The 21,125-nt window shown below is 45.4% G+C and carries 36 protein-coding genes; 25 read left to right on the top strand and 11 right to left on the bottom strand.

The genetic code is table 11. The annotated features are described in order from the left end of the window. Positions 1–13: 13 nt before the first annotated feature. The 19 genes from I6E38_RS09185 to I6E38_RS09100 all read left to right on the top strand — a co-directional run bounded on the left by I6E38_RS09185 (position 14) and on the right by I6E38_RS09100 (position 7,565). Entirely contained in the window at positions 14–310 is a 297-nt protein-coding gene (locus I6E38_RS09185) for a hypothetical protein (protein ID WP_235393698.1), read from the top strand. 20 nt (positions 311–330) lie between these two features. Then, the gene (locus I6E38_RS09180) at positions 331–513 is read left to right on the top strand and encodes a hypothetical protein (protein WP_235393697.1); all 183 of its coding nucleotides are present in this window, start codon (positions 331–333) and stop codon (positions 511–513) included. Positions 514–521: 8 nt separating this feature from the next. Next, positions 522–776, top strand: a complete 255-nt coding sequence (locus tag I6E38_RS09175) for a hypothetical protein (protein ID WP_235393696.1) — start codon at positions 522–524, stop codon at positions 774–776. Beyond that, the gene (locus tag I6E38_RS09170; protein WP_235393695.1) at positions 739–930 is read left to right on the top strand and encodes a hypothetical protein; all 192 of its coding nucleotides are present in this window, start codon (positions 739–741) and stop codon (positions 928–930) included. Before I6E38_RS09175 ends, I6E38_RS09170 begins: the two co-directional genes overlap by 38 nt. Before the next feature lie 197 nt (positions 931–1,127). Next, the gene (locus tag I6E38_RS15325) at positions 1,128–1,250 is read left to right on the top strand and encodes a hypothetical protein (protein ID WP_262912361.1); all 123 of its coding nucleotides are present in this window, start codon (positions 1,128–1,130) and stop codon (positions 1,248–1,250) included. After that, positions 1,247–1,498 (top strand): hypothetical protein, encoded by a 252-nt coding sequence (locus I6E38_RS09165; RefSeq protein ID WP_235393694.1) that lies wholly within the window; start codon positions 1,247–1,249, stop codon positions 1,496–1,498. Before I6E38_RS15325 ends, I6E38_RS09165 begins: the two co-directional genes overlap by 4 nt. A 3-nt stretch (positions 1,499–1,501) precedes the next feature. Beyond that, positions 1,502–2,011, top strand: a complete 510-nt coding sequence (locus tag I6E38_RS09160) for a hypothetical protein (RefSeq protein ID WP_235393693.1) — start codon at positions 1,502–1,504, stop codon at positions 2,009–2,011. Between the two features lie 11 nt (positions 2,012–2,022). Continuing rightward, positions 2,023–2,244, top strand: a complete 222-nt coding sequence (locus I6E38_RS09155) for a hypothetical protein (RefSeq protein ID WP_235393692.1) — start codon at positions 2,023–2,025, stop codon at positions 2,242–2,244. A 1-nt stretch (position 2,245) separates the two neighbouring features. Continuing rightward, positions 2,246–2,395, top strand: coding sequence for a hypothetical protein (locus tag I6E38_RS09150; protein ID WP_235393691.1), 150 nt, complete (start codon positions 2,246–2,248; stop codon positions 2,393–2,395). 26 nt (positions 2,396–2,421) lie between these two features. Beyond that, a complete protein-coding gene (locus I6E38_RS09145; RefSeq protein ID WP_235393690.1) occupies positions 2,422–2,718 on the top strand; it encodes a DUF6948 domain-containing protein in 297 nt (98 codons plus the stop codon). Between the two features lie 266 nt (positions 2,719–2,984). Next, the gene (locus tag I6E38_RS09140; protein WP_235393689.1) at positions 2,985–3,305 is read left to right on the top strand and encodes a hypothetical protein; all 321 of its coding nucleotides are present in this window, start codon (positions 2,985–2,987) and stop codon (positions 3,303–3,305) included. A 19-nt stretch (positions 3,306–3,324) separates the two neighbouring features. Then, positions 3,325–4,047, top strand: a complete 723-nt coding sequence (locus I6E38_RS09135; protein WP_235393688.1) for a DUF2829 domain-containing protein — start codon at positions 3,325–3,327, stop codon at positions 4,045–4,047. A gap of 323 nt (positions 4,048–4,370) precedes the next feature. Beyond that, positions 4,371–4,748, top strand: coding sequence for a hypothetical protein (locus I6E38_RS09130; RefSeq protein ID WP_235393687.1), 378 nt, complete (start codon positions 4,371–4,373; stop codon positions 4,746–4,748). A 1-nt stretch (position 4,749) separates the two neighbouring features. Next, a complete protein-coding gene (locus I6E38_RS09125) occupies positions 4,750–4,947 on the top strand; it encodes a fructan hydrolase (protein ID WP_235393686.1) in 198 nt (65 codons plus the stop codon). 39 nt (positions 4,948–4,986) lie between these two features. Further along, the gene (locus tag I6E38_RS09120; protein ID WP_235393685.1) at positions 4,987–5,439 is read left to right on the top strand and encodes a YopX family protein; all 453 of its coding nucleotides are present in this window, start codon (positions 4,987–4,989) and stop codon (positions 5,437–5,439) included. A 3-nt stretch (positions 5,440–5,442) separates the two neighbouring features. Next, entirely contained in the window at positions 5,443–5,754 is a 312-nt protein-coding gene (locus I6E38_RS09115) for a hypothetical protein (protein ID WP_235393684.1), read from the top strand. Positions 5,755–5,791: 37 nt separating this feature from the next. Beyond that, positions 5,792–6,511, top strand: a complete 720-nt coding sequence (locus I6E38_RS09110) for an antA/AntB antirepressor family protein (protein WP_235393683.1) — start codon at positions 5,792–5,794, stop codon at positions 6,509–6,511. 3 nt (positions 6,512–6,514) lie between these two features. Continuing rightward, positions 6,515–6,865: a hypothetical protein gene (locus tag I6E38_RS09105; protein WP_235393682.1), complete on the top strand. Its 351-nt coding sequence runs from the start codon at positions 6,515–6,517 to the stop codon at positions 6,863–6,865. Then, the gene (locus tag I6E38_RS09100) at positions 6,831–7,565 is read left to right on the top strand and encodes a hypothetical protein (protein ID WP_235393681.1); all 735 of its coding nucleotides are present in this window, start codon (positions 6,831–6,833) and stop codon (positions 7,563–7,565) included. The genes I6E38_RS09105 and I6E38_RS09100 overlap by 35 nt, the downstream gene beginning before the upstream one ends. Before the next feature lie 52 nt (positions 7,566–7,617). Here I6E38_RS09100 and I6E38_RS09095 read toward each other — a convergent pair whose 3' ends face one another. The 11 genes from I6E38_RS09095 to I6E38_RS09045 all read right to left on the bottom strand — a co-directional run bounded on the left by I6E38_RS09095 (position 7,618) and on the right by I6E38_RS09045 (position 12,319). Beyond that, on the bottom strand, positions 7,618–8,082 hold the full coding sequence (locus tag I6E38_RS09095) for a DUF7841 family protein (protein WP_235393680.1): 465 nt from the start codon (positions 8,080–8,082) through the stop codon (positions 7,618–7,620). A gap of 27 nt (positions 8,083–8,109) precedes the next feature. Next, positions 8,110–8,547: a hypothetical protein gene (locus I6E38_RS09090; RefSeq protein WP_235393679.1), complete on the bottom strand. Its 438-nt coding sequence runs from the start codon at positions 8,545–8,547 to the stop codon at positions 8,110–8,112. 124 nt (positions 8,548–8,671) lie between these two features. Continuing rightward, positions 8,672–9,370 carry a hypothetical protein gene (locus I6E38_RS09085; RefSeq protein ID WP_235393678.1) on the bottom strand — a complete coding sequence of 233 codons (699 nt, stop codon included), beginning with the start codon at positions 9,368–9,370 and terminating at the stop codon, positions 8,672–8,674. A 318-nt stretch (positions 9,371–9,688) separates the two neighbouring features. Beyond that, positions 9,689–10,228, bottom strand: coding sequence for a hypothetical protein (locus I6E38_RS09080; protein WP_235393677.1), 540 nt, complete (start codon positions 10,226–10,228; stop codon positions 9,689–9,691). A 76-nt stretch (positions 10,229–10,304) separates the two neighbouring features. Further along, positions 10,305–10,568 (bottom strand): hypothetical protein, encoded by a 264-nt coding sequence (locus I6E38_RS09075; RefSeq protein ID WP_235393676.1) that lies wholly within the window; start codon positions 10,566–10,568, stop codon positions 10,305–10,307. A 217-nt stretch (positions 10,569–10,785) separates the two neighbouring features. Then, on the bottom strand, positions 10,786–10,989 hold the full coding sequence (locus I6E38_RS09070; RefSeq protein WP_235393675.1) for a hypothetical protein: 204 nt from the start codon (positions 10,987–10,989) through the stop codon (positions 10,786–10,788). After that, the gene (locus I6E38_RS09065; protein WP_235393674.1) at positions 10,986–11,147 is read right to left on the bottom strand and encodes a DpnD/PcfM family protein; all 162 of its coding nucleotides are present in this window, start codon (positions 11,145–11,147) and stop codon (positions 10,986–10,988) included. Before I6E38_RS09065 ends, I6E38_RS09070 begins: the two co-directional genes overlap by 4 nt. Before the next feature lie 84 nt (positions 11,148–11,231). Further along, positions 11,232–11,579, bottom strand: coding sequence for a hypothetical protein (locus I6E38_RS09060; RefSeq protein ID WP_235393673.1), 348 nt, complete (start codon positions 11,577–11,579; stop codon positions 11,232–11,234). A 71-nt stretch (positions 11,580–11,650) separates the two neighbouring features. Further along, on the bottom strand, positions 11,651–11,878 hold the full coding sequence (locus I6E38_RS09055; RefSeq protein WP_235393672.1) for a hypothetical protein: 228 nt from the start codon (positions 11,876–11,878) through the stop codon (positions 11,651–11,653). Beyond that, the gene (locus I6E38_RS09050) at positions 11,865–12,092 is read right to left on the bottom strand and encodes a hypothetical protein (protein ID WP_235393671.1); all 228 of its coding nucleotides are present in this window, start codon (positions 12,090–12,092) and stop codon (positions 11,865–11,867) included. Before I6E38_RS09050 ends, I6E38_RS09055 begins: the two co-directional genes overlap by 14 nt. Next, the gene (locus I6E38_RS09045) at positions 12,089–12,319 is read right to left on the bottom strand and encodes a hypothetical protein (RefSeq protein ID WP_235393670.1); all 231 of its coding nucleotides are present in this window, start codon (positions 12,317–12,319) and stop codon (positions 12,089–12,091) included. The genes I6E38_RS09050 and I6E38_RS09045 overlap by 4 nt, the downstream gene beginning before the upstream one ends. 1,094 nt (positions 12,320–13,413) lie before the next feature. Here I6E38_RS09045 and I6E38_RS09040 point away from each other — a divergent pair. From I6E38_RS09040 to I6E38_RS09015, 6 genes are all read left to right on the top strand, one after another. Then, the gene (locus I6E38_RS09040) at positions 13,414–13,734 is read left to right on the top strand and encodes a helix-turn-helix domain-containing protein (protein ID WP_235393669.1); all 321 of its coding nucleotides are present in this window, start codon (positions 13,414–13,416) and stop codon (positions 13,732–13,734) included. After that, the gene (locus tag I6E38_RS09035) at positions 13,731–14,324 is read left to right on the top strand and encodes a hypothetical protein (protein ID WP_235393668.1); all 594 of its coding nucleotides are present in this window, start codon (positions 13,731–13,733) and stop codon (positions 14,322–14,324) included. The genes I6E38_RS09040 and I6E38_RS09035 overlap by 4 nt, the downstream gene beginning before the upstream one ends. A 1,206-nt stretch (positions 14,325–15,530) precedes the next feature. Further along, entirely contained in the window at positions 15,531–16,193 is a 663-nt protein-coding gene (locus I6E38_RS09030; protein WP_235393667.1) for a hypothetical protein, read from the top strand. Between the two features lie 88 nt (positions 16,194–16,281). Continuing rightward, positions 16,282–16,689 (top strand): hypothetical protein, encoded by a 408-nt coding sequence (locus I6E38_RS09025; protein ID WP_235393666.1) that lies wholly within the window; start codon positions 16,282–16,284, stop codon positions 16,687–16,689. Further along, on the top strand, positions 16,676–18,121 hold the full coding sequence (locus I6E38_RS09020) for a hypothetical protein (RefSeq protein WP_235393665.1): 1,446 nt from the start codon (positions 16,676–16,678) through the stop codon (positions 18,119–18,121). The genes I6E38_RS09025 and I6E38_RS09020 overlap by 14 nt, the downstream gene beginning before the upstream one ends. Before the next feature lie 21 nt (positions 18,122–18,142). Beyond that, positions 18,143–21,125: hypothetical protein (locus tag I6E38_RS09015; protein WP_235393664.1), on the top strand; the 2,983-nt coding region annotated here is incomplete at its 3' end.

Genomic DNA, 21,125 nt, shown 5'->3' with positions numbered 1-21,125 from the left:
AAAAAGAGGAAATATGACTGTAACGAGAATTGATTTTGTAGACAATGCTACGACCAGAGAGGCAGGCGTCTACGCAATGAAGTATGGCTGGGCATTCGTAAAGGGTGTGTGCCGTGAAGTGAACGAGTTTGTGCATCGGCTGCCATGGGTGTGCATAGGCGCTGTGCTGATAGTGGCAACGTCGGTGAGCTACGTTTGCATTGCGGAAGCGAGAGCGGAACGTGACAAGGCGAACAAGGCGCAGATGAAGCTACAGCAGCAAGTAGAACAGCTCTCATGCGCTATTGAAGCAGAAAGGAGTGCACGTTGAAAAAGAGAATAAGAAAGAAGATGATAGCAGGTACACATAAAAAGCTTCCTGTCAAGTTGTATAACGCCTTTTTGTATAAAAAAGGGATGTTGCCTCTTTTGGTACAGATTTATAGATCCTACAAAACGATTAAAGGGGTTAGAATATATGCAACGGTAACAAGCCATAGTGAAGCAGAAGTACATAAAAAATTTAAACATTGAACATAACTATGAAGAAGAAATTCAATACATGGCTCATACACCTTCTGGGTGGAGTGACAGTAACCGAGATGCGACAGAGCAATTTTAATAGCGCTTGCTTTGGCGCATGTAAGGCTCTGGCTATTATCAAAGAGTATGCTGACAGCCTAAACGGCATGCCTGCCGACGAATGGTGTGAGCTGGTGTACAAGAAGATTTGCAGACAATTAAAATCAGTCACGCAGCATGGAACTGACGAAGAAAGACCAACGGCACATCCGTAACCTCGCTGCGGCAGATGTATGGAAAGTGACTGACCATGCCTCAGAGTATGCCCAGCTCTACCGAATAGAGTACTACAAAGAGGTGGCAAAGCACCTGCAAAACAAAATCAACATATTAGAAGAACAATATAAGAAGACGTATAACAATGAATAAATATTACTACTTCGTTGCGCCTGTTGATACTGGCACTGGCATCTGCTTGTACTGTGGGGCGTGTAAAACATCAGACGACGATTTTCCGTTGATGTATACACGAAAACGTATAGCCAAGCAGTTAAACGTACCAGTTGAAAGAGTCGTAATCACTTTTTACAATGAGATAACAGAGACCAACTATAAAGCATACAACAATGAACAACAAGATTAACATAGCAGATATATTGAAGGACTGCCCGAAGAAACCACGATATTTTGTTTACAACGAGCACCTCCTCGGCACAACCGACCCATACACGGAAGGAGGCAGCGAATGAGCTGTCCCTTCTCTCTCGAAAACGTCAAGTTCCGTGAGACTGCACACATAGCCTTCGAGGACGAATACGTCACGGCATACCAGTCCACCGACATCGTCCCGAAGATATACAAGAGCGTCAACACTCCTCGCGACAAGAGCGGACAGGTGTCGGGCAAGCCCAAGACCTACTACCGCACCCGGTACAGCGAATGGGTCACGGAAAAGACATTTGTTGAACAATATCAGAAAATCAGAGAAAAATTCTAAGTTATGCTAATAATAGAAATATTGAAAATCATCGCCAGCCTCTCTATCACCATAGCTCTCTTCTATGCGTTCTTTAAAGTTGGCAGACTGAGTGCTTACGACCATATCCTTGAGCGTTTTAGCGACGCTGTAAAGATTCTCGATAAGCAGAACGCATACATACAATCGTTGGAAGAAAGAGAAAGACACGACCCTAAGCGCCCTATGCTAATCGAATACGAGCCTTCAGTCCATGCCGAAGACTTCATTGACAGCTTGCAACGGATGATAGCCCAATATGGCAACAAGACTGTCGAACTTGAAAGTGCAGACATTACAGATGTTATCTACGATGCCGAGCGAGGATACTTCACTCCAACATGTCTGTGTGACATACCGCTTAAAGCGAGCGAAATGGTTTCCATGATGCGGCTTTTGATAAACAAGCACGGCAATCTCGCAGTAGAGTGTCCAAAGATGATGCTCTCATCAATTACATATTACGCAGACACCAATAAGTTTCATATTAGTTAAAACACCATTATATGAAAGACGTATTCACGATACATCAAGCCGACAACGGCATCATGTTGAAGTCGGACGAATATGTAGAGGTGATGGAGGACACTCACAATGCAGACGGTAAAGGCAAAGATAATCTTTACCAACGTCTCGGTAGGTATCTCTATTCCTTAGTTAAAGGCACAATGGACGAAGAAATGTCAAATAGCGTGCAAGTGGAACTCAACATAACCAAAACAGAATAATATGATAGACGAAAAGAAAATCACAGAAGCAGTTGTACCCGAAACACAAACCCCTCAACCAAACAGTACCTTCGACTATGCGCAAATGACACGTCAACAGCGTAGAGCATACGAAAGAAGACTTGCAAAGGAGAACAAAAGAAAATATTAATACACAACAATAAATAAGACATCAAAATGGAAACAAACATTGGTAAGAAAGTAATTATCCGTGGCGACCGCAGCGGAGTAGAGTTCGGAACACTTGTAGCACAGAATGGCAGAGAAGTGACGTTGCACAACGTTCGTCGCCTATGGTATTGGGATGGTGCGGCTTCATTATCACAGCTTGCCAAGGATGGTACGTCAAACCCTGGGAACTGCAAGTTTACTGTCACGGTTGGTAGTATCACTATACTCGACACAATCGAGATTATTCCTTGCACAGACAAGGCAATCAAGTCAATAGAGGAGGTAAGAGAATGGAAACGTTAGAAGACCGCATCAAGGTTTTTTTAAGCCTTAGCTATGGCTCTGGCTCTGGCTATGGCTCTGGCTCTGGCTATGGCGATGGCTCTGGCTATGGCGATGGCTCTGGCTATGGCGATGGCTCTGTCGTAAAAGAAGTAAATGGCGATACTGTTTATATAGTAGATGATGTGCCGACAATAATCAAATCTGTTCGTGATAACATAGCGCAAGGTTTTATATTACAGCGTGATTTAACGCTAAAACCTTGCTACATTGTCAAGGAGCAAAATATGTTCGCACATGGCGACACTCTACATGATGCTTTCACTGCTTTGCAAGAGAAGCTATATGATGATAGTACAGAAGAAGAGCGCATAGAAGCATTCCGTAAGAAATTCCCCGAGTACGATACACTATATCCAAATCGTGATCTCTTCACTTATCATCATGTGCTTACAGGGTCATGCCGAATGGGACGTGAGAGCTTCTGTGAAGACAAAGGCATCAGCCTCGATGGTAGCACTACAGTTCGTGAGTTTGTCGAATTAACAAAGGATAGTTACGGCTCAGACATTATCCGCAAGTTGCCCGAAGCCTACGGGGTAAAATAATTAATAAACAAATACAACTATGAACAAAGAAGAAATGAAACAGTACACAGGTACTAAGACAGTCAAGGCGATACCTATGACAATGGGTGAAGCCTATGAGCGCAAGCTTTTGAAGGAAGGTGTAAGACCTTCTGAGTGTGAAACAGACAAGGCTGGCTACCTTGTTGAATGCGAGGGCGGCTATCAGTCCTGGAGTCCGGCAGATGTATTCGAGAAGGCTTACAAGCTATCAGAAACATTCCTCGACAGACTGTGTATTGAATACTCAGAACTGATGGAACGTGCAGAGAAATGCAATGACTTCCTTGCGTCAGACAAGGTTAAAGAGTTGGGCAGAACCTCTCAAGCTCTGCTGTCTGTACAAAGCGGATTGATGTATCAATACAGTTTTGTCTTGGGAGACCGAATGGCTATTGTGCGTAAGGAAAAGCCTGTGCTTGCCACTTTTTCATTCGGCACAGCAGTACTTCTCCTTAAAGCAGGTATGGCTGTCCGCAGAGCAGGATGGAACGGCAAAGGATTGTTTGTCGTCAAGCAAGTTCCATCACACATCACAGCCGACATCATCCCTAAAATGCAGTCGCTTCCTCAGTCTGCCAAGGACATCATCATGGCTCGCAAAGAACCACATATCGACTACACCAATCAGATGCTTATCATAAACCCTGATGGACGTGCTGACTCATGGGTTCCGTCTTCAAGTGACGTGTTTGCGGAAGATTGGGAGGTTGTAGATGAGTAAGCCAAATTGCTCTAAATGTAAAAGCTATAATACTTGTGATTATAGAAAATATGGAGAAATTTGTTTAGGTTGGAAATCCTTAGGAGAGTTTGTTTACTCTTGGGATGGAACATCAGGTAATCTTTAAATGTAATCAATCCTCTCCCTGGTGACAGCATGGAGAGATAAAACAATAAGAATATGACACGAAAATAAATAGAAAGCCTTCTATTACCAATTCATTCAAAGCTGCAAAATATTGTATGTGAATTGGTTGCAAATGGTTTTGATGGATATAGTTTTACACTACATCTTGTAGTGTTTTTAATTAAAAAGAAATAACAATGAACAGACAAGAAGCAAAAGAGATGCTGCCTATTATACAGGCATTCGCTAAAGGTAGACCAATAGAATATCAAGATTCTTATGAAAAATGGGTTGAAAGTGACATAATGGCATTTGATTTGTCTCCTGAAAACTACCGCATCAAGCGAGAACCCAAGTACCGCCCATTTGCTAACGCAGAAGAGTGTTGGCAGGAAATGAAAAAGCATCAGCCGTTTGGGTGGCTAAAACATAAAACAGACAACGTTTATTCTTTTATTAGTATGATTGACAAGGATTGCTGTTATTTTGCCGTGAATGTATATTGGGGTTTTGATACCCTTTTTAAAACAAAAACATTCATAGACGGTGCGCCCTTCGGCATTAAGGAGGAATAATATGGCATGGTTAGCAGTAGATAAAGATGGTACAGAATGTATATGTAGTACTGAACCTTATCAAGATTGGGAAGACTTTAAATGGTGTATAGAAAATCTCCCCGAATCAAACGCTGTAGAACTCCCAAAAGGTTCTATTAAAAAACTCATCGGTAGAGAGCTTACTTGGAATGATGAACCTGTAGAACTTAAATACTAAAATTTATGTTCAAGCTATATAACGTTAAAACAAAACATTATGAGAACAATAAAATTTCGTGGCAAAGATGTTTTCACAGACGCTTGGCGATATGGTGACTTGGTGCATAATCAAAAAGTGACAACAACAGGCTTGGAACCTCGCACTATGGTTGGTGGGTATGAGGTTGACCCAGAGACTGTAGGGCAATACACGGGACTGAAAGATAAGAACGGCAAGGAGATATATGAGGGCGACGTGTTGCGGTCAGATACATATCCGTTCAGCTGCATCGAAGACGGTGTGCGCGACAACTATTTTGCCGTGGTGTATTATTATGAGGAGTATGCCCGTTTCGTAACAGTAACGATAAAAAATCCCGTATCTAACGTACGCGGCATTTCGGAGGGTAACCACGGAGATGTTTCGCGAGACGAAATGCTCTACTTTGAGGTTGTCGGCAGCGTTCACGATAAGGAATGGCAAGAGAAGTTGAACCTAAAAACAGAATAGCCTATGAAATCAAGATTGGCAAAGAAGATAATTAAGGCGAGTGACTTCTATGAGCTTTATAGCCTGGAATGTAGAGGTGTAAGACACAAACGTTATCCTTATTGGTTTAGACGATGGGTCTTTCGTGCAGGTTGGATGTATGCCTCAAAGGGTACAAAAGGGAAACACCGTCGTGTCTTATACTGGTTAAAAAGCTATGACATGCGGCTTGATGAGGCTATTCATCGTTTGCCGAAGTATACACAGGCCCTTTTGGATGCTGTTGAGGCAAAACGAATGGAGATAAAAAGGCTGCACAAGATGTTGGAACGGTAAGCGAGTCGTGAGCTTAACATGCTAAATATATAAATATATGGACGAATTAATAAAAATCACAGAGCATGACGGTAAACGTGCTGTAAATGCAAGAGAGCTGCATCAGTTCTTGGAGAACAAGAGACAGTTTGCAAATTGGATAGAACAGCGTATCGAACAATACGGATTCGTTGAAAATCAAGACTATTGCTCGTTTAACAAAATTGTGAAACGAGAAACTGGAGCAACAACCTGCAAGGAATACGCCCTGTCTCTCGACATGGCAAAAGAGCTGTCAATGGTCGAGAACAACGAGAAGGGACGCTTGGCTCGCAAGTACTTCATCGAATGCGAGAAAAAGGCGAACACCCATGCTCTGGACGACTTCGACAAGAAGCTAAAGACCGCTTCATGGCTCGCTTCTTATCTGAACCTTAGCGACGCAAGCAAGCTGCTCATTGCCCAGGCGATTGCAAAGCCCTTCGGACTGCCTTTGCCTGAATACGTGTCGAGCAAAGGTGTGCATCATTCGGCAAGCGAGTTGTTGAAGAAGCATAGCATGGGAATGTCGGTCGTGAAGTTCAACGAGAAGTTGATGGAGAAAGGTTATCTTGTTGAAGCTACACGAAAGGGCACAAGCAAGCTCCACAAGTTCAAGGTTATCTCGGGCAAAGGCTTGGAATTCGGCGAGAATGTGGTGCCGGCAAAGAATCAAAACGAGACGCAGCCACATTGGTATGACGAGAAATTTGAGGAATTAATAAACATAATAAACTAAAATATGAAGAAAGAATTAGTGTATAGAGTACTTCAAGAAGTAAAGGATGTGAGTCTGAATCCGGAATGGCATTCGTCGGTATATACCATTAGTTTGGCAGCGCTTGAAGGGCATGTGACACGTCATACTCAACGCAAGCTGTTGGGTATTATACCGCTGCCCGACAAGTATGCATGGCATATTGACACCTGGGTGTCGCTGACGGGTACAAAATGTGACGGGTGGCACAAAGGTAGCGAGGAGAACTTGAGCATCGAGAGCAGAAAGCGAATAGCGGAAGAGCGATTGAAGATGGAGTTTTTTTTGAGAAAGAAGTGTCATGAATATAAGAAGAAGTTTGGTAAGGCAGAATAGAAACCTGCTTGCCGTGCATCCTGACGTAATGAAACGGACGATGGATGCAGTGAACGACCAATGCTCGCTGTACTATATCATCATCGGCTCGGTATATAACCTGGCACAAAGTTCGATGCTCGACGCTAAGGTGATGCTGGAGGAGACAAAGCACTGGAAACATGAGGTGAAAAGAGACGTGAACAAGGCTCTTGCTGCATACGACACGTGGAACTCGAAGATGAAGGTGCAACTGCGGGACAGGTATCAGATGTGGCTTGACATATCGGACGACGTGGCGGAGAAGATGAAGATGCACGTACAGAAGCTAAAGTGGAGCTATGATGCGGTGCTGATGAAGCATAACGATACGGAACATTTGCTTAAGGCACATCTGTTGACTGCTTTGACGATGAACGACCTCGCATTGTCGACGTTCAGAAAGTACATAGCCGACGGATCCGAGAAGACAAAGGTGGATATGAGTTTGCTGTTTTCGAAGGAAAGCTCGTTCAAAGATGTGGCGACGAATTGGGAGAAAGCTGTGAGGAGGGTGCTGAAATGTAGTGGAGGAGACATTGACTGCAACAAAGACAGCAACTGCGTGTTGGCTGCGGACATCATCAGCAGAAAACTGGCTGACTTCAAGATGTATGAGGAGGCCTGCGGATATGGCGCTGAGTATAATCCCGAGGTAATAGAGAAATACATTGACGATTGACGCAAAAGCGGATAGAGAGGAATGAGTCCTGCCCTATCCGCTTTTGGTGTCTTTAGGAATTGACGTACCACCAAATCTTGTCAGATGGATGGTCGGTGTCTTCGTCCTGTAGGAAGCTGCGTGCTAACTCGCACGACTTCTGCAACAGCCGGCTACGGTCACGAAACCATGAGCGGAGGGTTTCGATGTGGTTTGAGTACATCAGATTGACAGTGACGCAAAAGTCCCAGAAGTTGTAATCGTCGGGCAAGGTGAGATACATCTTGTCGTAAGCCGCACGTATATCCTCGTAGGGAAAGAACGGTGCATAGCATTTGTGTGTGTCGTCGCTGAAATAGTACATTCGGGCGATGGCTGCTCGTGCATTAGCTTCGTTGAAGTGATGGTCGTTGTCGAGGAGATAGAGCATCTTGTGTAGAGCATTCTCCATTTCCTGTTCGGTCATTCCGCAAGAGTTGTTGCGGAGGCGTGTTGCTGCGCTGGTGAAAGCGTCAGCGAGTAAGTTTCGTACATTCATAGTTATTTGGTTTTAGTGTCAGACGTTTTATTTGTGACGGAAACTGCGACATATCATCTGCACGAAGGCACAGGCATACAGAGCCAAGGTCATGATTATGAGTATAAAGTCGGCATCATACATTTCGTTGGTTATGAACCACGAGCGGTAGTAGATGCGTATAGCGTTGGTGCCGATGATATAGACGAACGGTATGCGCCATATCCAACATAGCTTGAAGAAGTGGCTTGCAGGGAGCATGAAGACTACGGGGAAGATGTAGACCATGAAATAGAGGTAGGCAATACATTCCTCGTTCTCACGAATGTCTATGACTATCTCACGTGGATTGTCGTGGAAACTGTACACGCCATACCAATGACATAGCATGAGGAGGATAGGCACATAGCGCAGAGCCTTCTCGTAGAAGAAGAATATCGAGCGGTTGAGCGTTGAGCTGACGCTTGTTGTTGATGTAGTTTTCATAAGCCTATATTTTAGTAAAAACGTAAAGATAGCGAAAATAAGCGCAAAGTGTAAGCGTTTATAAAGATTTTATAAACAAATGTACGTTTTTATTGATTTAAAGCAAAAAAGAAGAATGAAAGGATTATATCCCTTCATTCTTCTTGATAACCTTGCCGACAACCCATTTGTTGCCGTAGTCTTTAATCCATTTGTCGAGCCATTCGAGGGCAGACAGGAGGTCTTTGTGTTCGACGGACGGTGCGCCTTGCTGTGTCGTGTACTCGCCATAAGACACTCGCCAAAGGTTTTCGGGGGTCTTGGTTATGGTGAGCGGTGAGCGGTAGGTCTCACGGGCATTGTATGTTCGAACGCTTTGAGGCAGGTTCTTGAACATTCGGTGGTAACGACGGTCGGGATGCCCTTCTGCCTTGGCGTGAGGGTCGGGAGGAACAGGATTGCCTTCACGTTCCAACTTCTCAACTACTGCATCACGCACGTACTTGGCTCGCTTGCCCCTTAACGCATCAAGTCGCTCGTAGACAGCTGGCTCCATCCAAAACGTCATGCGCTGCGTGTATTGCTTGACGGTATTGCGTGGAGCGTGGCTGACGGCTCGCTTGCGGATATAACGCTCTATCTCAATGAGGTTGCCTTTGCTGTCACGTCGGTAGGCAAGGATGAGGTTCTGCGTCACCTTGTTGTAGACTTCCGCTTTCTCGCTCTCGGGATAGTCTGCCATGAGCGACTTGATGATAGTCTTTAGCTGTGTCTCGCCTTGATAGGAGACTTCCGTGCGGTCGAGTTCGAAGAGGTCGTCGTATATTACTATTATTGACTTCATAATGTCAGCATGATATGAAAATGGCGAGTATGATGATTGCCAGTACTGCCCAATCTTGTTTCTTCATACACTTGTTTTGATTTGTTAAATGTGTTAATGTTTATATAATATTTTACGGATATACGTAGAAATTAGCTATATTTGCAACGTCTTCGGAAGACTTTTAATCGTACCTTTATGGAATTGAAATCAAAATATCCCTTCCGTTGACGGTCAATCCGTAAGGATTGTGGATTGAAACGCTCTTAAAGAGCAAATTTCTACTATCGTAGATTCGAGACCAATGGTCTTGCGTAGCCCGGCTTAGGCCGGGCTTTTTTATCTCCAATAATACACTGTATCCTGCAAGCAGTATTTATGTCGGCATCCTATCAAATATGCAGCGATATTGATGTCTCCGCATGCCGTATAGAATCCCTCAAAAAGATCCTCGCAATGTGTAATATTGTCACAGTCGTCCATAACGACGGGCTCTTTACCGTTGTAGGTAATTTTGTCCTCTTCAACAACAACGTCGTCATCTTCCAGATATTCGAGGTTCTCATCCGTCTTAGGCCCGAAATCGTCAAGATATTTCGCGCTGCATTCTATATATTGATTTTCCTCCAGCTCCTTATAATAGAAGTGAGCGTCGGACGCTGTTACCATTGCCGTTCCGCACACCGCATACTGCTTACCCGTTGACCTGCTGAACATGATGTCTGCCCATGCCTCCGGCTCGTTCTCGTCATACTCCAGACCGAGAATTTCCGCTGCCTCACTTGCATACTCGCCACTGTCGCCAACGTCATTTAAGAAACCTGCCTGACTTGAATTAAAACTATCGCTACAAAAGTCGTAATTATTAACTTTCATCATATCTTATGACTTAACCGTGATGTCGAGGGCTGATTAGGTTTTCTGCAAAGTTAATAAAAATTTTCTAACGAGAGAATTAAAACTCGGTAGAAACATCGCCTATGGCTTTAATGTCGGACACGCTGTCGTCTTCGGTGAAGAACTTCACCTTCATGTGTTCGTCGATGTGAGCCATGGCGACTATCTCCTCTCTATCGTCGGACACAAGGCAGATGTCGCCTCGTACTTCGGACTGCTTGCGTAGATACTTGATTGTGGCGTCCTTGACTGCGAGAAGGTTGAGTTCTCGTGTGATAGTTTCACCTGTCATAGGGAAGTGGAATGTGAATTTCTTTTTCATAGTTGTATTAATCTAAATTGCTTGTGTATTTGTTTCGGTTTAGACCGATGAAGAACTTGTGTTCGTTCATGTCCGCTACGAAGTAGCAGGAGTCGTTGTCGAACGGAAATTTCTGCACTTGCTTGGTATAGACATTGTTCTTGGCGAGTGCTCTGTTGGTGATGTCGTTGATGAACAGCCATTTTTCCTAACTTCTTTTCAAGATATTCCTGTAATGTCATATTGCTAAGTATTTACAATTGTTTATATTCTGCTCGTCGGACAACGAATTGCACCAATCCGTTGTGGCTGCTTCGTTTATCTGTGCGAGGTTCGCCTGTGGGTATGCTGCATGCAGTACGCTGTAGGCTCGCTCGCTGTAGGTATCATCCGTGAGCGGTCGGCTCATGATGATATTGTAGAGGTGCTGATAGCTTGTCATAGCGTTTCGATTTCGTATCCGTAAAAGTCATCTGCTGACAACACTATCTGTTCGTTGTTGTACTGCTCGGCTACTATTCGCTTCGCCTCCTGTGGATCTGCTGCGTCGACTTCCACCTTTCGTGAGAGAGTCTCGACAATTACTACTGTGTACTTCATATTCGTATGTTTTAAATTAATGTTGGTGGCTGCTTCGACCTCGCATCGAAGTGGAGTGGCTTGTACCACATTCAGCCTGTCAGTTTAGTTTTCTGTGATGATATACTCGAAGTATACTTCACTTGACTTGGCAAAGACTTTAAAGCGGACATTCATGCGCACATCTTCGTCAATCAAGTTTTCGTTATAGCTGTCTTCTATTGTACGTGCCCATTCCTCAATCTGCTCTGTCTCTCTATCGTCTATTGTGCTTTCGAATGAAATATGAACGTAGTTGTTGTAATATTCGGCTTTTGCGACATTTTCGCAGATGAAACCGACGTACCTGTTTCCTTGCTCCACGTACTCGCTATTATCGAATAGGTCGTCGAATAGAGTGTCTGAACATAAGTCCTTCTCGTTGATAGGACATGGAATAATGTTTGTCTTCATATCTTTTTGTTTTTTAAGTTCGTTCCGTTGTCGGTGTCGCTCCGAATAGGTTTCTGTCCCCAACGGATTGTTTATCGCCTTATGGCTTCTGCCCTGCCGTGTGTCTGCCTGAGCATTGCAAGAACCTCTCGTTTGATTATCTTGTTAGGCAGGGTGCGGAGGTATTTCTCAAGAGTCTGCTTTGTCCAGAAGTGGCGTGTGGTCTCTCGCCCTTCGACTATCTTGCGAAAGAACCACATCGTTCCTGACACTTCCATTGACAAGCCTACTTCGTAGGTGATGCCGTTAATCTTTATCATTGCGTTCAATATTGTGCGACCATTCGTAGAGACGTTCGAAGTGGTCTGAACCTGTATACGTGTCGATGTCTCCATATTCCTCAATGTCGTTCATAAGTAGGCGGACGTCTTCTTTTATCTGCGCCCTGTCGTACTCTGCTTCTGTCGCTTTCTTTGTTGTTACGATTGCAAGTGCTGTGCTTGCTATCAATGCTGCTACCAATAACTTGTTCATAGTCCAAATATCTTTTGTTTCAAATCGTCAATTATTTTTATATTCTCACTTGCGTAGGCTTTCGCCTTGTTGCTTGATTTTGCACGGTTGAGAAGTGCTGTGAGTTCCTCTCGATAATCTTTGAGTATGAGTCGTAGCATAGCTGCATCAACTGCACTCAATAGCACTTTCCGTGTCTTAGGGGTCTTGGGGCGGTCGCACCGCCCCTTATCTTCTGATTTACTCATTGCCCCATTCGTCCCAATGTCTGCCTACATATATCCCCGATACGTAGTTGACTACCATCGAGAATATTAGTAATACTATCCATAAATCTGTTGTCATAGTCGTAATGTTTTGAGGGTTAATGTTTTGTTGAATATCTACTACAACCGCTCCATCCGTTTGGGTTGCCGTTAGCTTGACAAACAATCTTGTCAAAGCAAGAATTAATGTTGCTGAAATAGAAGTGCGCATATTTGCAATCTAAACAACAAATCTCTTGTGCTAATGTTATCATATCTGTATGTTTTTAAAGTTTGTGCCGTGTGCGGACTTGAACCACGTGAGAGCCTTTACTCAGCACGGCTTCCGACTATCGAAGTTGTCATCTTTTCTTAACGTTGTCTTCAACGTGCCGTATACTGTACGTCACACAGGTTTGCCGTGTTTTCTCACGCCTTATGATTTTACGTCTTCACTAAGGTTTGACGGTGAGATATTAAGCACTCTCTTTCTGTGCTGCCTGCTTATGCGTCCGCAAGCGGAACGGCAGTTATAAGTACGTGCGACTGAGTGTAGGTTTTCTCCTTCCGATTTCTCTTTCAGTCATTTTGTGCGGATGGCTCAAAGGAATTTCTAACGAAAATCTGTACCGCATTCTACGTAGTATTGTGCCGTGTCGGGTCTCGAACCCGATGTGCGCCTGTCGCTCACGGATAGTGTTTTAAAACTTAGGGAAAAAGAGACATATAACTCTGTAATAATAGAACTCGCTTGAATCATCTCTCAGTCGCAACATTTCATCGTTCGCTTGAATTAAATTATCAAACTCTGCAACAACTCTTGTTGAGTATGTGCCGTTGAGATACTTCTGTCTTTCTAATACCAAATATCTTTTCATGTCCGTATGTTTTATTGTTATTAATGTTTGTTACTTGATTACGATTGCAAAGGTATAAATAAAATTTTACCAAAGCAAGAAATAATAAAAATAAAATGATACTATTAACACTAATTAGTACAATTAGGGTTTTACTTATTGGAAATTAAGGCTTGTTAGTACAAATTTATATGTACCTAATACATTTTTAGGTAACTTTGCAGAAAATATATTTTTACTATGAATATACAGCTAATAGAAGACAAGATAACAGAAAAAGGATTGAATAAAGCTACTATAGCGAAAGAAATGGGAATGAGCAAACAAAGTTTCAATGCTTTTCTCAAAAGTGACAATCCTACACTACAAAAACTCCGTGCCCTCTCAATTGTGTTAGGGGTTACAATAACATCTTTAATAGATGAAGAGAGTGAGGAGGACATAAAAAAACGCAGTCAAGAAATTGTAGCCTTTGTCCGCTACAAGGGCATCCACTATACTGCCGACTCCCTGGAGGAGTTTTTAAAACAAGTAGAAGAAATAAAAACTATTGCAAGATGAAGAAGATATTTATATTAGGTTTATTGTGCTTATCTGTACTGGGTGGATATGCCCAAGATGATAGTGATGATTGGAAGGTAGGAGGAAAGCATTATCAAGAATGGGAAGCAAAACAGACGTGCACGGAAGTTTGTGGAGTTCGCTTTGGTAGCTCATATGAAAACGCAAAAGAGATTCTTAAAAGAAAATATGGCGAACCTGAGTATCTGGAAACAGACGAAAACACAATAGTTTATCACTATAAATCGTATGTTGGTATGATTTTTACATACATATCCTTTTGTTTTCAGCGTGATGGAGCTCTCAGCTATATGAACAAATGCGTAATGGGATATGATTGTAAAACAGCAGAAGAGGCAAAAAATAAAAGGGATGCGATTTGGATTAAAGCAAGAAGTAAATACGCTGCGTGGCACGAAGGCATAGATGATAACGGATTCAAGTACTACGAGAGCGGTTGCTCTCCTCTTGGCGGGTTCGGTAACGGCTTTGTCGTTGATATTGTAAAGTTTGACGAGCCATACAATGGGTGTAGATATTTCTCACGCATCATGTACGGACCATACAACTATGTGCAAGAAGACTTTTAGGGCGACATCCCCATCCGGCATGAGGGGCAGGGCGTAAGCCCTTGGGGGCGACAGCCCCCTTATCTCCCCATTGTTCTTCCTTACATAGAGATAGAAACAAACACCTTTCTTCCTATATATAAGTCTATAAGTCACTCTATCCTCATTGGAGTGGCTTTTTTTGTGTTTATGCGTGTGAGGGTGCTTTGTGCGCAGAACGAGAGCGTACAAGGCGTGTTTTAGTGATTTTTCCGTGTTTTTCCGACTTTCAAGCCGTTTTTACGAAGTTTCGCACGTTCTATGAGACCCTTTTTTGACCTTTGTTTGACTTTTTTTGTACAAAAACCGCTTCTTCGTGCGTACATTTCTATGCTCCTTGACTGTTCATATTTTCCTCTATTTTTGCCCTTTGTCTCGAAAAATACGGGGGTTAGACCCGAAAAAGTGTTCAAAAAGTCGGATTTTTTACGTTGAAGCCTCGACAAAGGGATTTGTGAGATTTTGGCGATTTTGACGGCAGACGAAAAACGGCATTTTCGGGCGAAATAGGGCGTATATTTGCCGTTGCAAGGCTCGTCTCGTGGTCTAAGCGTCCAAAGGGCGGATAAAAGGGCGGAATCAGCCTATTGTCAAGGCTGCAAGGCGTGTCCAAGGTATGTCCAAGATGTGTCTAAGATGCCCTCCAAGCATGGAAACAAAAGGCTTGTGACCCTTTTGGGGTCATATACAGCGAGTACAAAGCGTTGATATACAGCGAGTTGCAGCACAAACAACGATGTGAGTAATACACAAGTAATACATTTTGTGCTGTTTGTGCTCTCTATAAGAGCTAAGGACGTATGACGATGTGATGATGTGACGCTGCTTCTCTACCGTGTGACGATACGTGTGTAAGGGGTGAGGATACGGGATTACGACGCTTAGAGCTGTGACGGTGAACAACGAAGGGGGACGGCATGGATGATGAGGGCACACGAAGACGACCACAGACCCCCACCCCCCTTAGGTACTGCGGACAAATTATAGTAGATAAAAGCATAGGTGTAAATGTCGTGTTGTCTATCTCGTCCAAATTTCCCTTGAAAAGGTACTCCGCTGATAGGGTGTCATTGTTGTTTCCGCCAGAAAGGTACTCCTGTAAAAGGAGGTCATTGGTGTTTACAGTCTTAGCGTGTTGGGTATATGAAATAGTTTTTTTTGTTGATTGATAAATTAAAGTTTACAGATATGTTTGAATTGAATAGATTTTTGAGGTTGCCATTAGGCATTAGTGAGATTTCGGGAGCGAACAATCCTCAGTGGATAGCTGCTGCTGCGAGTTTGGCAGGTAGTATAGCGGGCAGTTTGTTTGGTGGTGCTAAGGCGCGCAGGGCAGCTAAGAAGGCAGCGAGGGAGCGTCGGTATCGTGCGAATGCAGAGAAGGCTTGGTACGAGAAGGCTTACAATACGGACTACCTGGATACCAAGGCTGGTCAGAATTTGTTGCGTCGTGCCCAGGAGGTGCAGGACAATTATATCCGTAAGGCAGACGGTGCAGCAGCTGTGGCAGGTGGGACTGCGGCGAGTGCAGCTATGGCAAAGGAGGCCGCTAACAGAACGATGGGTGATGCCATTGCCAACATTGGTGCTCGTGACAGTGCGAAGAAGGAGAGTGTTTCCGCTCAGCACATGCAGAATCAGATGGGCTTTTCGAAGGAGCGTGAGGATGCTTACAATCAGCAGGCCCATAATGCGAGTGATGCTGGTCAGAACATGAGCAATGCTTTGATGAGTGCAGCTTCGATGTTGGACGGTGCCGGAAAGAAGAAGATTCTGGATATTGACGTGAACTCTCCTGGTGCCAAGGCTGCTGCTGGCGGTTCGTTGACTCCGAAGTTCAATGATGCGTAGTACATTCACGATACTCTGTATGACAACAAGAAGTTGAAGAACGTGACGGGAGTGTAATCTAGTGTTGAATGTTAAATGTTGATTGATTATGTCGAAAAGAAAGAATAAGAGAGTTGTTTGTCCTAAGCCGAGTAAGGCGGATATTAATCGCGTGATGGAAGCAGCCGGTCTGTTAAGGGATTCGCTCATTGACGAGCAGGCAGCTGAGATAGAGCGTCTGAAGACTGCGCTTGCTGGTGTGGCGAAGGAACGTGACTGGTTTGAGAAGTGCTTGAAGTCGGCTGAGAGTGCTTTGATATACAAAGACAAGGTGATTGACAAGATAAAGAAGAACAACTCCAAGCGAGTTGCCCGTCTGCGTGAGAACGTTGATATACTTGAGGAGGAGACAGCTTTTCAGTATAAGCGTGCCAACAAGGCTGATGCTTTCATCAATCAGATTGACGGTGCTTGTGACCTTATAAAGAAACATATTGCAGCTTATGGTAGGAAGTGAAAATGGGAAATTGAAGAAGGAAGAGGTTAATGCTGTGGGTGGTAATGAGCCTGTTGGTACTAAGCCTAACTATACCTCACTGGGCCTTACTAAGCCTTTGGCTGAGGGAGGTAAGGATGGTGCGCCTGCTGCTCCTTTCAATGCTTTTACTGGTAATGGTATAGTGGGCAGGTTCGGGCCTGTGGGTGACAAAGCCTCACTAAGCCTTTCTGAGCCTACTAAGCCATTGATTGGGGGCGCTTCTGCGCCTGTGGGTGATGGTGCTGCTAATGTTTCTGTTGTGCAGAATGCTCCTACGTTTCAGAAAGACGATACCAAGAAGGACGGAGGGTTCTTCGGCTGGCTTGGCGGTTTGATAAAGAAGCGTCCGGGCATAAGGAGTGGTGAGAGTGCAGACGAATACGACGAGCGTATGACACGTAACAAGATGCGCATTGCTACGCTTGCGGATGCTATAAGACACATGGGCAACATCTATAATACTTCGAAGGGTGCGCCTTTGCAGAGGTTCAACAATCCTGTGGAGGGATTGCAGAGCGGTCTGCAGCAGAGGAAGAATGAGCGGGCACGGCAGGCAGCGTTGGAAGCGGACGCTGCGTATAAGAATGCCAACCTACGCATGAAGCAGGCATCAGCAGATGCAGACAGAGCTTATAAGGCTATGAACATCGAGCTGAAACAGAAGGCTGGCGAGCGTGCAGACAAAGCGGCTAAGGCCATGGATGAGTATCGTAAGGGTATGCTTGGCATTCAGGAGGGTAACTTGAAGCTGTCGGGCGAAAGGCTTGGCGAGACCAAACGCCATAACAAGGCTCAAGAAGGCATCAGCGCAAGCAGACTGGCTTTAGCAAGAGCAAAGGAGGCACGTGTGGCTGGAGGCTCGGGAAGTGGTAGTAGTGGCGGTGTTGGCGGAGGCTATGGCTATGCTACTCCGTATGGCCGATTGGCAAGCAAGAAACAGCTTTCTACTCAACAGGAATTGCAGGCTTGGGATGAAATGCGGCGTTTGGGCATGATTACTCCTCAGAAACAGCGTGAGCTGGTGCTTGCGATGAACGGATATACTGCAAGTGACGGCACGGTAGTGAAGCCGAATATGTCGCAAGCACGCAAGATAATACAAGGCGCTATCAGTTATGGTCTGCTTGACAGCTCTGGCAAGGGCGAGTCGTTGAGAAAGACATTCAGAGACGGTTTTGGCTATACGGACGTAAGGACGAGCGCGACGGCACAGCGAGGCGTGAACACTTCGGGAAAGAAGAAGGTGCGCAATGTGACGAAGACCGTATCGAAGAGTCAGGCGAAACAGATTAGGGAACAGCGCAAGGGTGCGAGTCCTATCAGATGGCAAGGTTCGGGCAGTAAGCCGAAGCCCCAAAGCAAGCCTACGAACAAGGGCAGGGGTACAGACTGGAGTCAGTATGTGAAGTAACGATTAAACAATTATAATGATATGCCAGATAACAGATATTATTATTTCAAGGATGCTAAGGGAAACAGGCATACTGTGAACAAGGCAGCGTTTGACAATGACAGGGAGGGTTTTGCGAAGGCTTTCCCAGGTGCCCGTATGGAGGTGATAGACCGCAAGACGGGACGTAGAGGTGATGTTGACGTGAAGGATGCGGGCAGGGTCGGTGACTTCGGTGCGCATCTGTTTACGGGACAGACCGTGAGAAGGGAAAAGTATCAGCCTAAGACTTCTTTAGGTAAGGCAGCGCAGAGGGTTGCGCAGAAAAAGTGGGGAAAGGAAGAATCGGGTGCTGAGCCTGACTATGCCTCTTTGAGCCTTACTAAGCCTTTGGCGAAAGGAGGTAAGGGTGCCTCTCTAAGCCTTCCTGAGCCTTTGGGTAATGGGGATAAGGAAAGTGCGCTTGTGAAAGGTCTTAGGGAGGCTGACGCCTTGAAAAGACGCGATGAAGAGCAGATGCCAATAGACTACACGAAGCCGAGTGCTGTGAAACAGATGGTGGGCAGAACACGCAGAGAGCAACAGACACTCGATAGACGTATAGAGCAGGCCGGACGTGAAGCAGGCAAGGAGGTAATGAAACCATTGCGCGAGAAGGAGGCACGTCTGAAAACCCCCGTTGTGAATACAGGCGACGCGAACGTAAACGCCCACGTTATAAACACCCAAGAGCAAGCAGAGCGCCAATTGGTAGAGAGCGGTTTGGAGTTTGCCAACAAACACCTTGACGACTATGTGTCTGACAATATACTTAATGAGTTCAAGACGGCAACAGCGAAAGGTGCAGCAGCAGAGTCGGCGTTAAGTAAGGCGTCTCCATTTTCGTTTATGGCAGCAGGCGATGCGTATAATGCGGAGCTTGATCCCGATAAGCTATTGAAACATCTGCAAGAAAAGGCAAATGCGGACATTGCAAAAGTCCTGTCACAGCCGAAGATGCAGGAGGAGATAGGGCTGAAGGCAGCAGCCTACGGCATCAGCCCAGAGGAGTACGTAGAAAAGAGCCTCATACCGGGACTGCAAGCGAAATTGGCGGCAGACTTTGACAAGAGCGAGTTGAGCCGTAGTATGCCGAAGAGCACGGCAGAATACATTCTTCGTGGAGTAAACGAGTCGATGCTTGGCACTATCATGTCTATGGGCATGACATCGAAGAAGCAGAGACAATACGCTCAGCAGGGTATGGCTATGACGGACAACGGGGAGAATCCCGATGTTAATCCGGGTATGGCAGCGAGAGTGGCACGAGGCACATTGGGCTTTGTTGCGGACGCCCCAGTATTTGGTGCAGCAGGCAAGGCAGGTGCAGCCGTAGCTGGCAAGGTATTCGGTAATGGTGTGGCACAGACAGCGAGGATTGCGAACAGTACTTTAGGTGGTCGTATAGCACGTATGGCAGGTTCGGGCATGGTAAGTCAGGGCATTACTGGTGTGCTGTATGGCTCGACGAATGCAGCTGTGCAGAACTACTCTACTGGCGACGACACTTCTATTGGCAATACCGTAAAGGTGATGGCTATGGGCGGATTGTCTGAGGGCGCGAGTTGGGCAACCATGGGCGGTATTGGCGGTGCTGTAGGAGCTGGAATCTATAACGTAAGTGGCGTGAAGCGTATTCCAGCCAAGGCTTTTCAGTTGGCCATGGAGGGAATAGGTATGCACATGGGCGGCAATGTGGCCAAGACTATAGAGGGACACGATACAGACTGGCTGAGCGTAGAGGGAAACCTTGAAGCTTGCGCCAACGTCGTAGCCTTGAAGCTGACACACGCAAGACTGCCTAAGCGTCAGGTAAAGGATGGCGTAAAGGAAAGCTACCTTGATGTGGTGGCGAGAAACATTAATGGTCTTATGACATCGGACGGACAGAGAGCAGCCTTTGGTGGATATACTTTCACTAATGAGGAGAAAGAACAGCTGTTCGGAAGCGCGTCTGCGCCGAAGCGCAATGAATCAATCTATGGATATGACGCACACAACAATCCGCTGACGAGAAAAGAGAGTCTGACATCTTGGGCGATGCGAGCAAAGAAGACCGCAGCCAAAGGGAAAGGCGAGGAGTCGTATAAGGACACAGACGCTGAGTTTGTGAAGACTGCCTACGACGAGATAATGGCAGACAACACCATTCCTTGGGACACAAAGGCTAAGTTCTCTGCATTGGTAATGGGAACAGTTCCTTCGGCACGTCCGATGATGGAGAATTGCCGTATTGAAGGCGGCTCTGTGAACGAATACAGCAAGAATGGAGAACTGCTGTCGAAGAACAGCTTCAAGAGCATTGACGAGCGTAACTCCATTATTTACTCGCTGAACATGAAGCGTGAGGATCAGCGTCTGAGCAATGCCTATGGTGCTGCACAGATTAAGGATGAGAAGACGGCACAGGCAACTCTTGAAGCTGTAGCAGAGGCTAACGGCATGACTGCAGAGCAGTTGAAGGCTGCAATGGACAAGCAACCGCTTAGACGCAGCGATGAAGAACAGAACGCTTGTGTGGCTCTGAGAAAGGCTTACGAGGACGAGCAGTTTGTACCTGGTACGTTGCATGCAGAGCAGTCGAACACTGAGGGCAAGGACGTTGTGGAGGAGAATAACCTTGGCACGGAGAATCCTAACAACGAGGCTGTGGCTAAGGTGCTTGGTGACCTTACGAAGGCGGAGGATGCCTTGCAGGCAGCTATGGACGGCAACGACGTGCTGAAGGAGGAGTATGAGCGTATGCAGAAGGCTGGCATGAGCAATCCGCAGATTTATATGGAACTGTTCAACTCGGGATTGACACAGGAACAGCTTGCACCACTTGCTGACTATATCAATGCGTTGTCGAAAGCGCAGGGTATGTTCAAGGGTACTCAGGACAAGATTGTGGAGACGACACAGAAGCACGTCGGCCAGTGGAGCTATAAGGGCGAGCTGAACGGCGAAAAGCAGAACGGCGAGCAGATGGTGTTCGTGAAGGACA

The sequence above is a fragment of the Leyella stercorea genome (assembly GCF_021531355.1).
Lineage (GTDB): Bacteria > Bacteroidota > Bacteroidia > Bacteroidales > Bacteroidaceae > Prevotella.
The sequence above is the reverse complement of the archived record's forward strand: the minus strand, read 5'-3'. Positions and strand labels throughout refer to the sequence as shown.

Coding starts and splice junctions, on each gene's coding strand:
- I6E38_RS09175 (WP_235393696.1), top strand. CDS start 522: ATGAAGAAGAAATTCAATACATGGCTCATACACCTTCTGGGTGGAGTG.
- I6E38_RS09095 (WP_235393680.1), bottom strand. CDS start 8,082: ATGAATGTACGAAACTTACTCGCTGACGCTTTCACCAGCGCAGCAACA.
- I6E38_RS09140 (WP_235393689.1), top strand. CDS start 2,985: ATGTTCGCACATGGCGACACTCTACATGATGCTTTCACTGCTTTGCAA.
- I6E38_RS09045 (WP_235393670.1), bottom strand. CDS start 12,319: ATGAGTAAATCAGAAGATAAGGGGCGGTGCGACCGCCCCAAGACCCCT.
- I6E38_RS09180 (WP_235393697.1), top strand. CDS start 331: ATGATAGCAGGTACACATAAAAAGCTTCCTGTCAAGTTGTATAACGCC.
- I6E38_RS09085 (WP_235393678.1), bottom strand. CDS start 9,370: ATGAAGTCAATAATAGTAATATACGACGACCTCTTCGAACTCGACCGC.
- I6E38_RS09120 (WP_235393685.1), top strand. CDS start 4,987: ATGAGAACAATAAAATTTCGTGGCAAAGATGTTTTCACAGACGCTTGG.
- I6E38_RS09145 (WP_235393690.1), top strand. CDS start 2,422: ATGGAAACAAACATTGGTAAGAAAGTAATTATCCGTGGCGACCGCAGC.
- I6E38_RS09160 (WP_235393693.1), top strand. CDS start 1,502: ATGCTAATAATAGAAATATTGAAAATCATCGCCAGCCTCTCTATCACC.
- I6E38_RS09135 (WP_235393688.1), top strand. CDS start 3,325: ATGAACAAAGAAGAAATGAAACAGTACACAGGTACTAAGACAGTCAAG.
- I6E38_RS15325 (WP_262912361.1), top strand. CDS start 1,128: ATGAACAACAAGATTAACATAGCAGATATATTGAAGGACTGCCCGAAG.
- I6E38_RS09080 (WP_235393677.1), bottom strand. CDS start 10,228: ATGATGAAAGTTAATAATTACGACTTTTGTAGCGATAGTTTTAATTCA.
- I6E38_RS09130 (WP_235393687.1), top strand. CDS start 4,371: ATGAACAGACAAGAAGCAAAAGAGATGCTGCCTATTATACAGGCATTC.
- I6E38_RS09025 (WP_235393666.1), top strand. CDS start 16,282: ATGTCGAAAAGAAAGAATAAGAGAGTTGTTTGTCCTAAGCCGAGTAAG.
- I6E38_RS09075 (WP_235393676.1), bottom strand. CDS start 10,568: ATGAAAAAGAAATTCACATTCCACTTCCCTATGACAGGTGAAACTATC.
- I6E38_RS09110 (WP_235393683.1), top strand. CDS start 5,792: ATGGACGAATTAATAAAAATCACAGAGCATGACGGTAAACGTGCTGTA.
- I6E38_RS09050 (WP_235393671.1), bottom strand. CDS start 12,092: ATGAACAAGTTATTGGTAGCAGCATTGATAGCAAGCACAGCACTTGCA.
- I6E38_RS09065 (WP_235393674.1), bottom strand. CDS start 11,147: ATGAAGTACACAGTAGTAATTGTCGAGACTCTCTCACGAAAGGTGGAA.
- I6E38_RS09115 (WP_235393684.1), top strand. CDS start 5,443: ATGAAATCAAGATTGGCAAAGAAGATAATTAAGGCGAGTGACTTCTAT.
- I6E38_RS09020 (WP_235393665.1), top strand. CDS start 16,676: ATGGTAGGAAGTGAAAATGGGAAATTGAAGAAGGAAGAGGTTAATGCT.
- I6E38_RS09125 (WP_235393686.1), top strand. CDS start 4,750: ATGGCATGGTTAGCAGTAGATAAAGATGGTACAGAATGTATATGTAGT.
- I6E38_RS09155 (WP_235393692.1), top strand. CDS start 2,023: ATGAAAGACGTATTCACGATACATCAAGCCGACAACGGCATCATGTTG.
- I6E38_RS09055 (WP_235393672.1), bottom strand. CDS start 11,878: ATGATAAAGATTAACGGCATCACCTACGAAGTAGGCTTGTCAATGGAA.
- I6E38_RS09070 (WP_235393675.1), bottom strand. CDS start 10,989: ATGACAAGCTATCAGCACCTCTACAATATCATCATGAGCCGACCGCTC.
- I6E38_RS09060 (WP_235393673.1), bottom strand. CDS start 11,579: ATGAAGACAAACATTATTCCATGTCCTATCAACGAGAAGGACTTATGT.
- I6E38_RS09105 (WP_235393682.1), top strand. CDS start 6,515: ATGAAGAAAGAATTAGTGTATAGAGTACTTCAAGAAGTAAAGGATGTG.
- I6E38_RS09100 (WP_235393681.1), top strand. CDS start 6,831: ATGAATATAAGAAGAAGTTTGGTAAGGCAGAATAGAAACCTGCTTGCC.
- I6E38_RS09150 (WP_235393691.1), top strand. CDS start 2,246: ATGATAGACGAAAAGAAAATCACAGAAGCAGTTGTACCCGAAACACAA.
- I6E38_RS09170 (WP_235393695.1), top strand. CDS start 739: ATGGAACTGACGAAGAAAGACCAACGGCACATCCGTAACCTCGCTGCG.
- I6E38_RS09090 (WP_235393679.1), bottom strand. CDS start 8,547: ATGAAAACTACATCAACAACAAGCGTCAGCTCAACGCTCAACCGCTCG.
- I6E38_RS09030 (WP_235393667.1), top strand. CDS start 15,531: ATGTTTGAATTGAATAGATTTTTGAGGTTGCCATTAGGCATTAGTGAG.
- I6E38_RS09185 (WP_235393698.1), top strand. CDS start 14: ATGACTGTAACGAGAATTGATTTTGTAGACAATGCTACGACCAGAGAG.
- I6E38_RS09040 (WP_235393669.1), top strand. CDS start 13,414: ATGAATATACAGCTAATAGAAGACAAGATAACAGAAAAAGGATTGAAT.
- I6E38_RS09035 (WP_235393668.1), top strand. CDS start 13,731: ATGAAGAAGATATTTATATTAGGTTTATTGTGCTTATCTGTACTGGGT.
- I6E38_RS09165 (WP_235393694.1), top strand. CDS start 1,247: ATGAGCTGTCCCTTCTCTCTCGAAAACGTCAAGTTCCGTGAGACTGCA.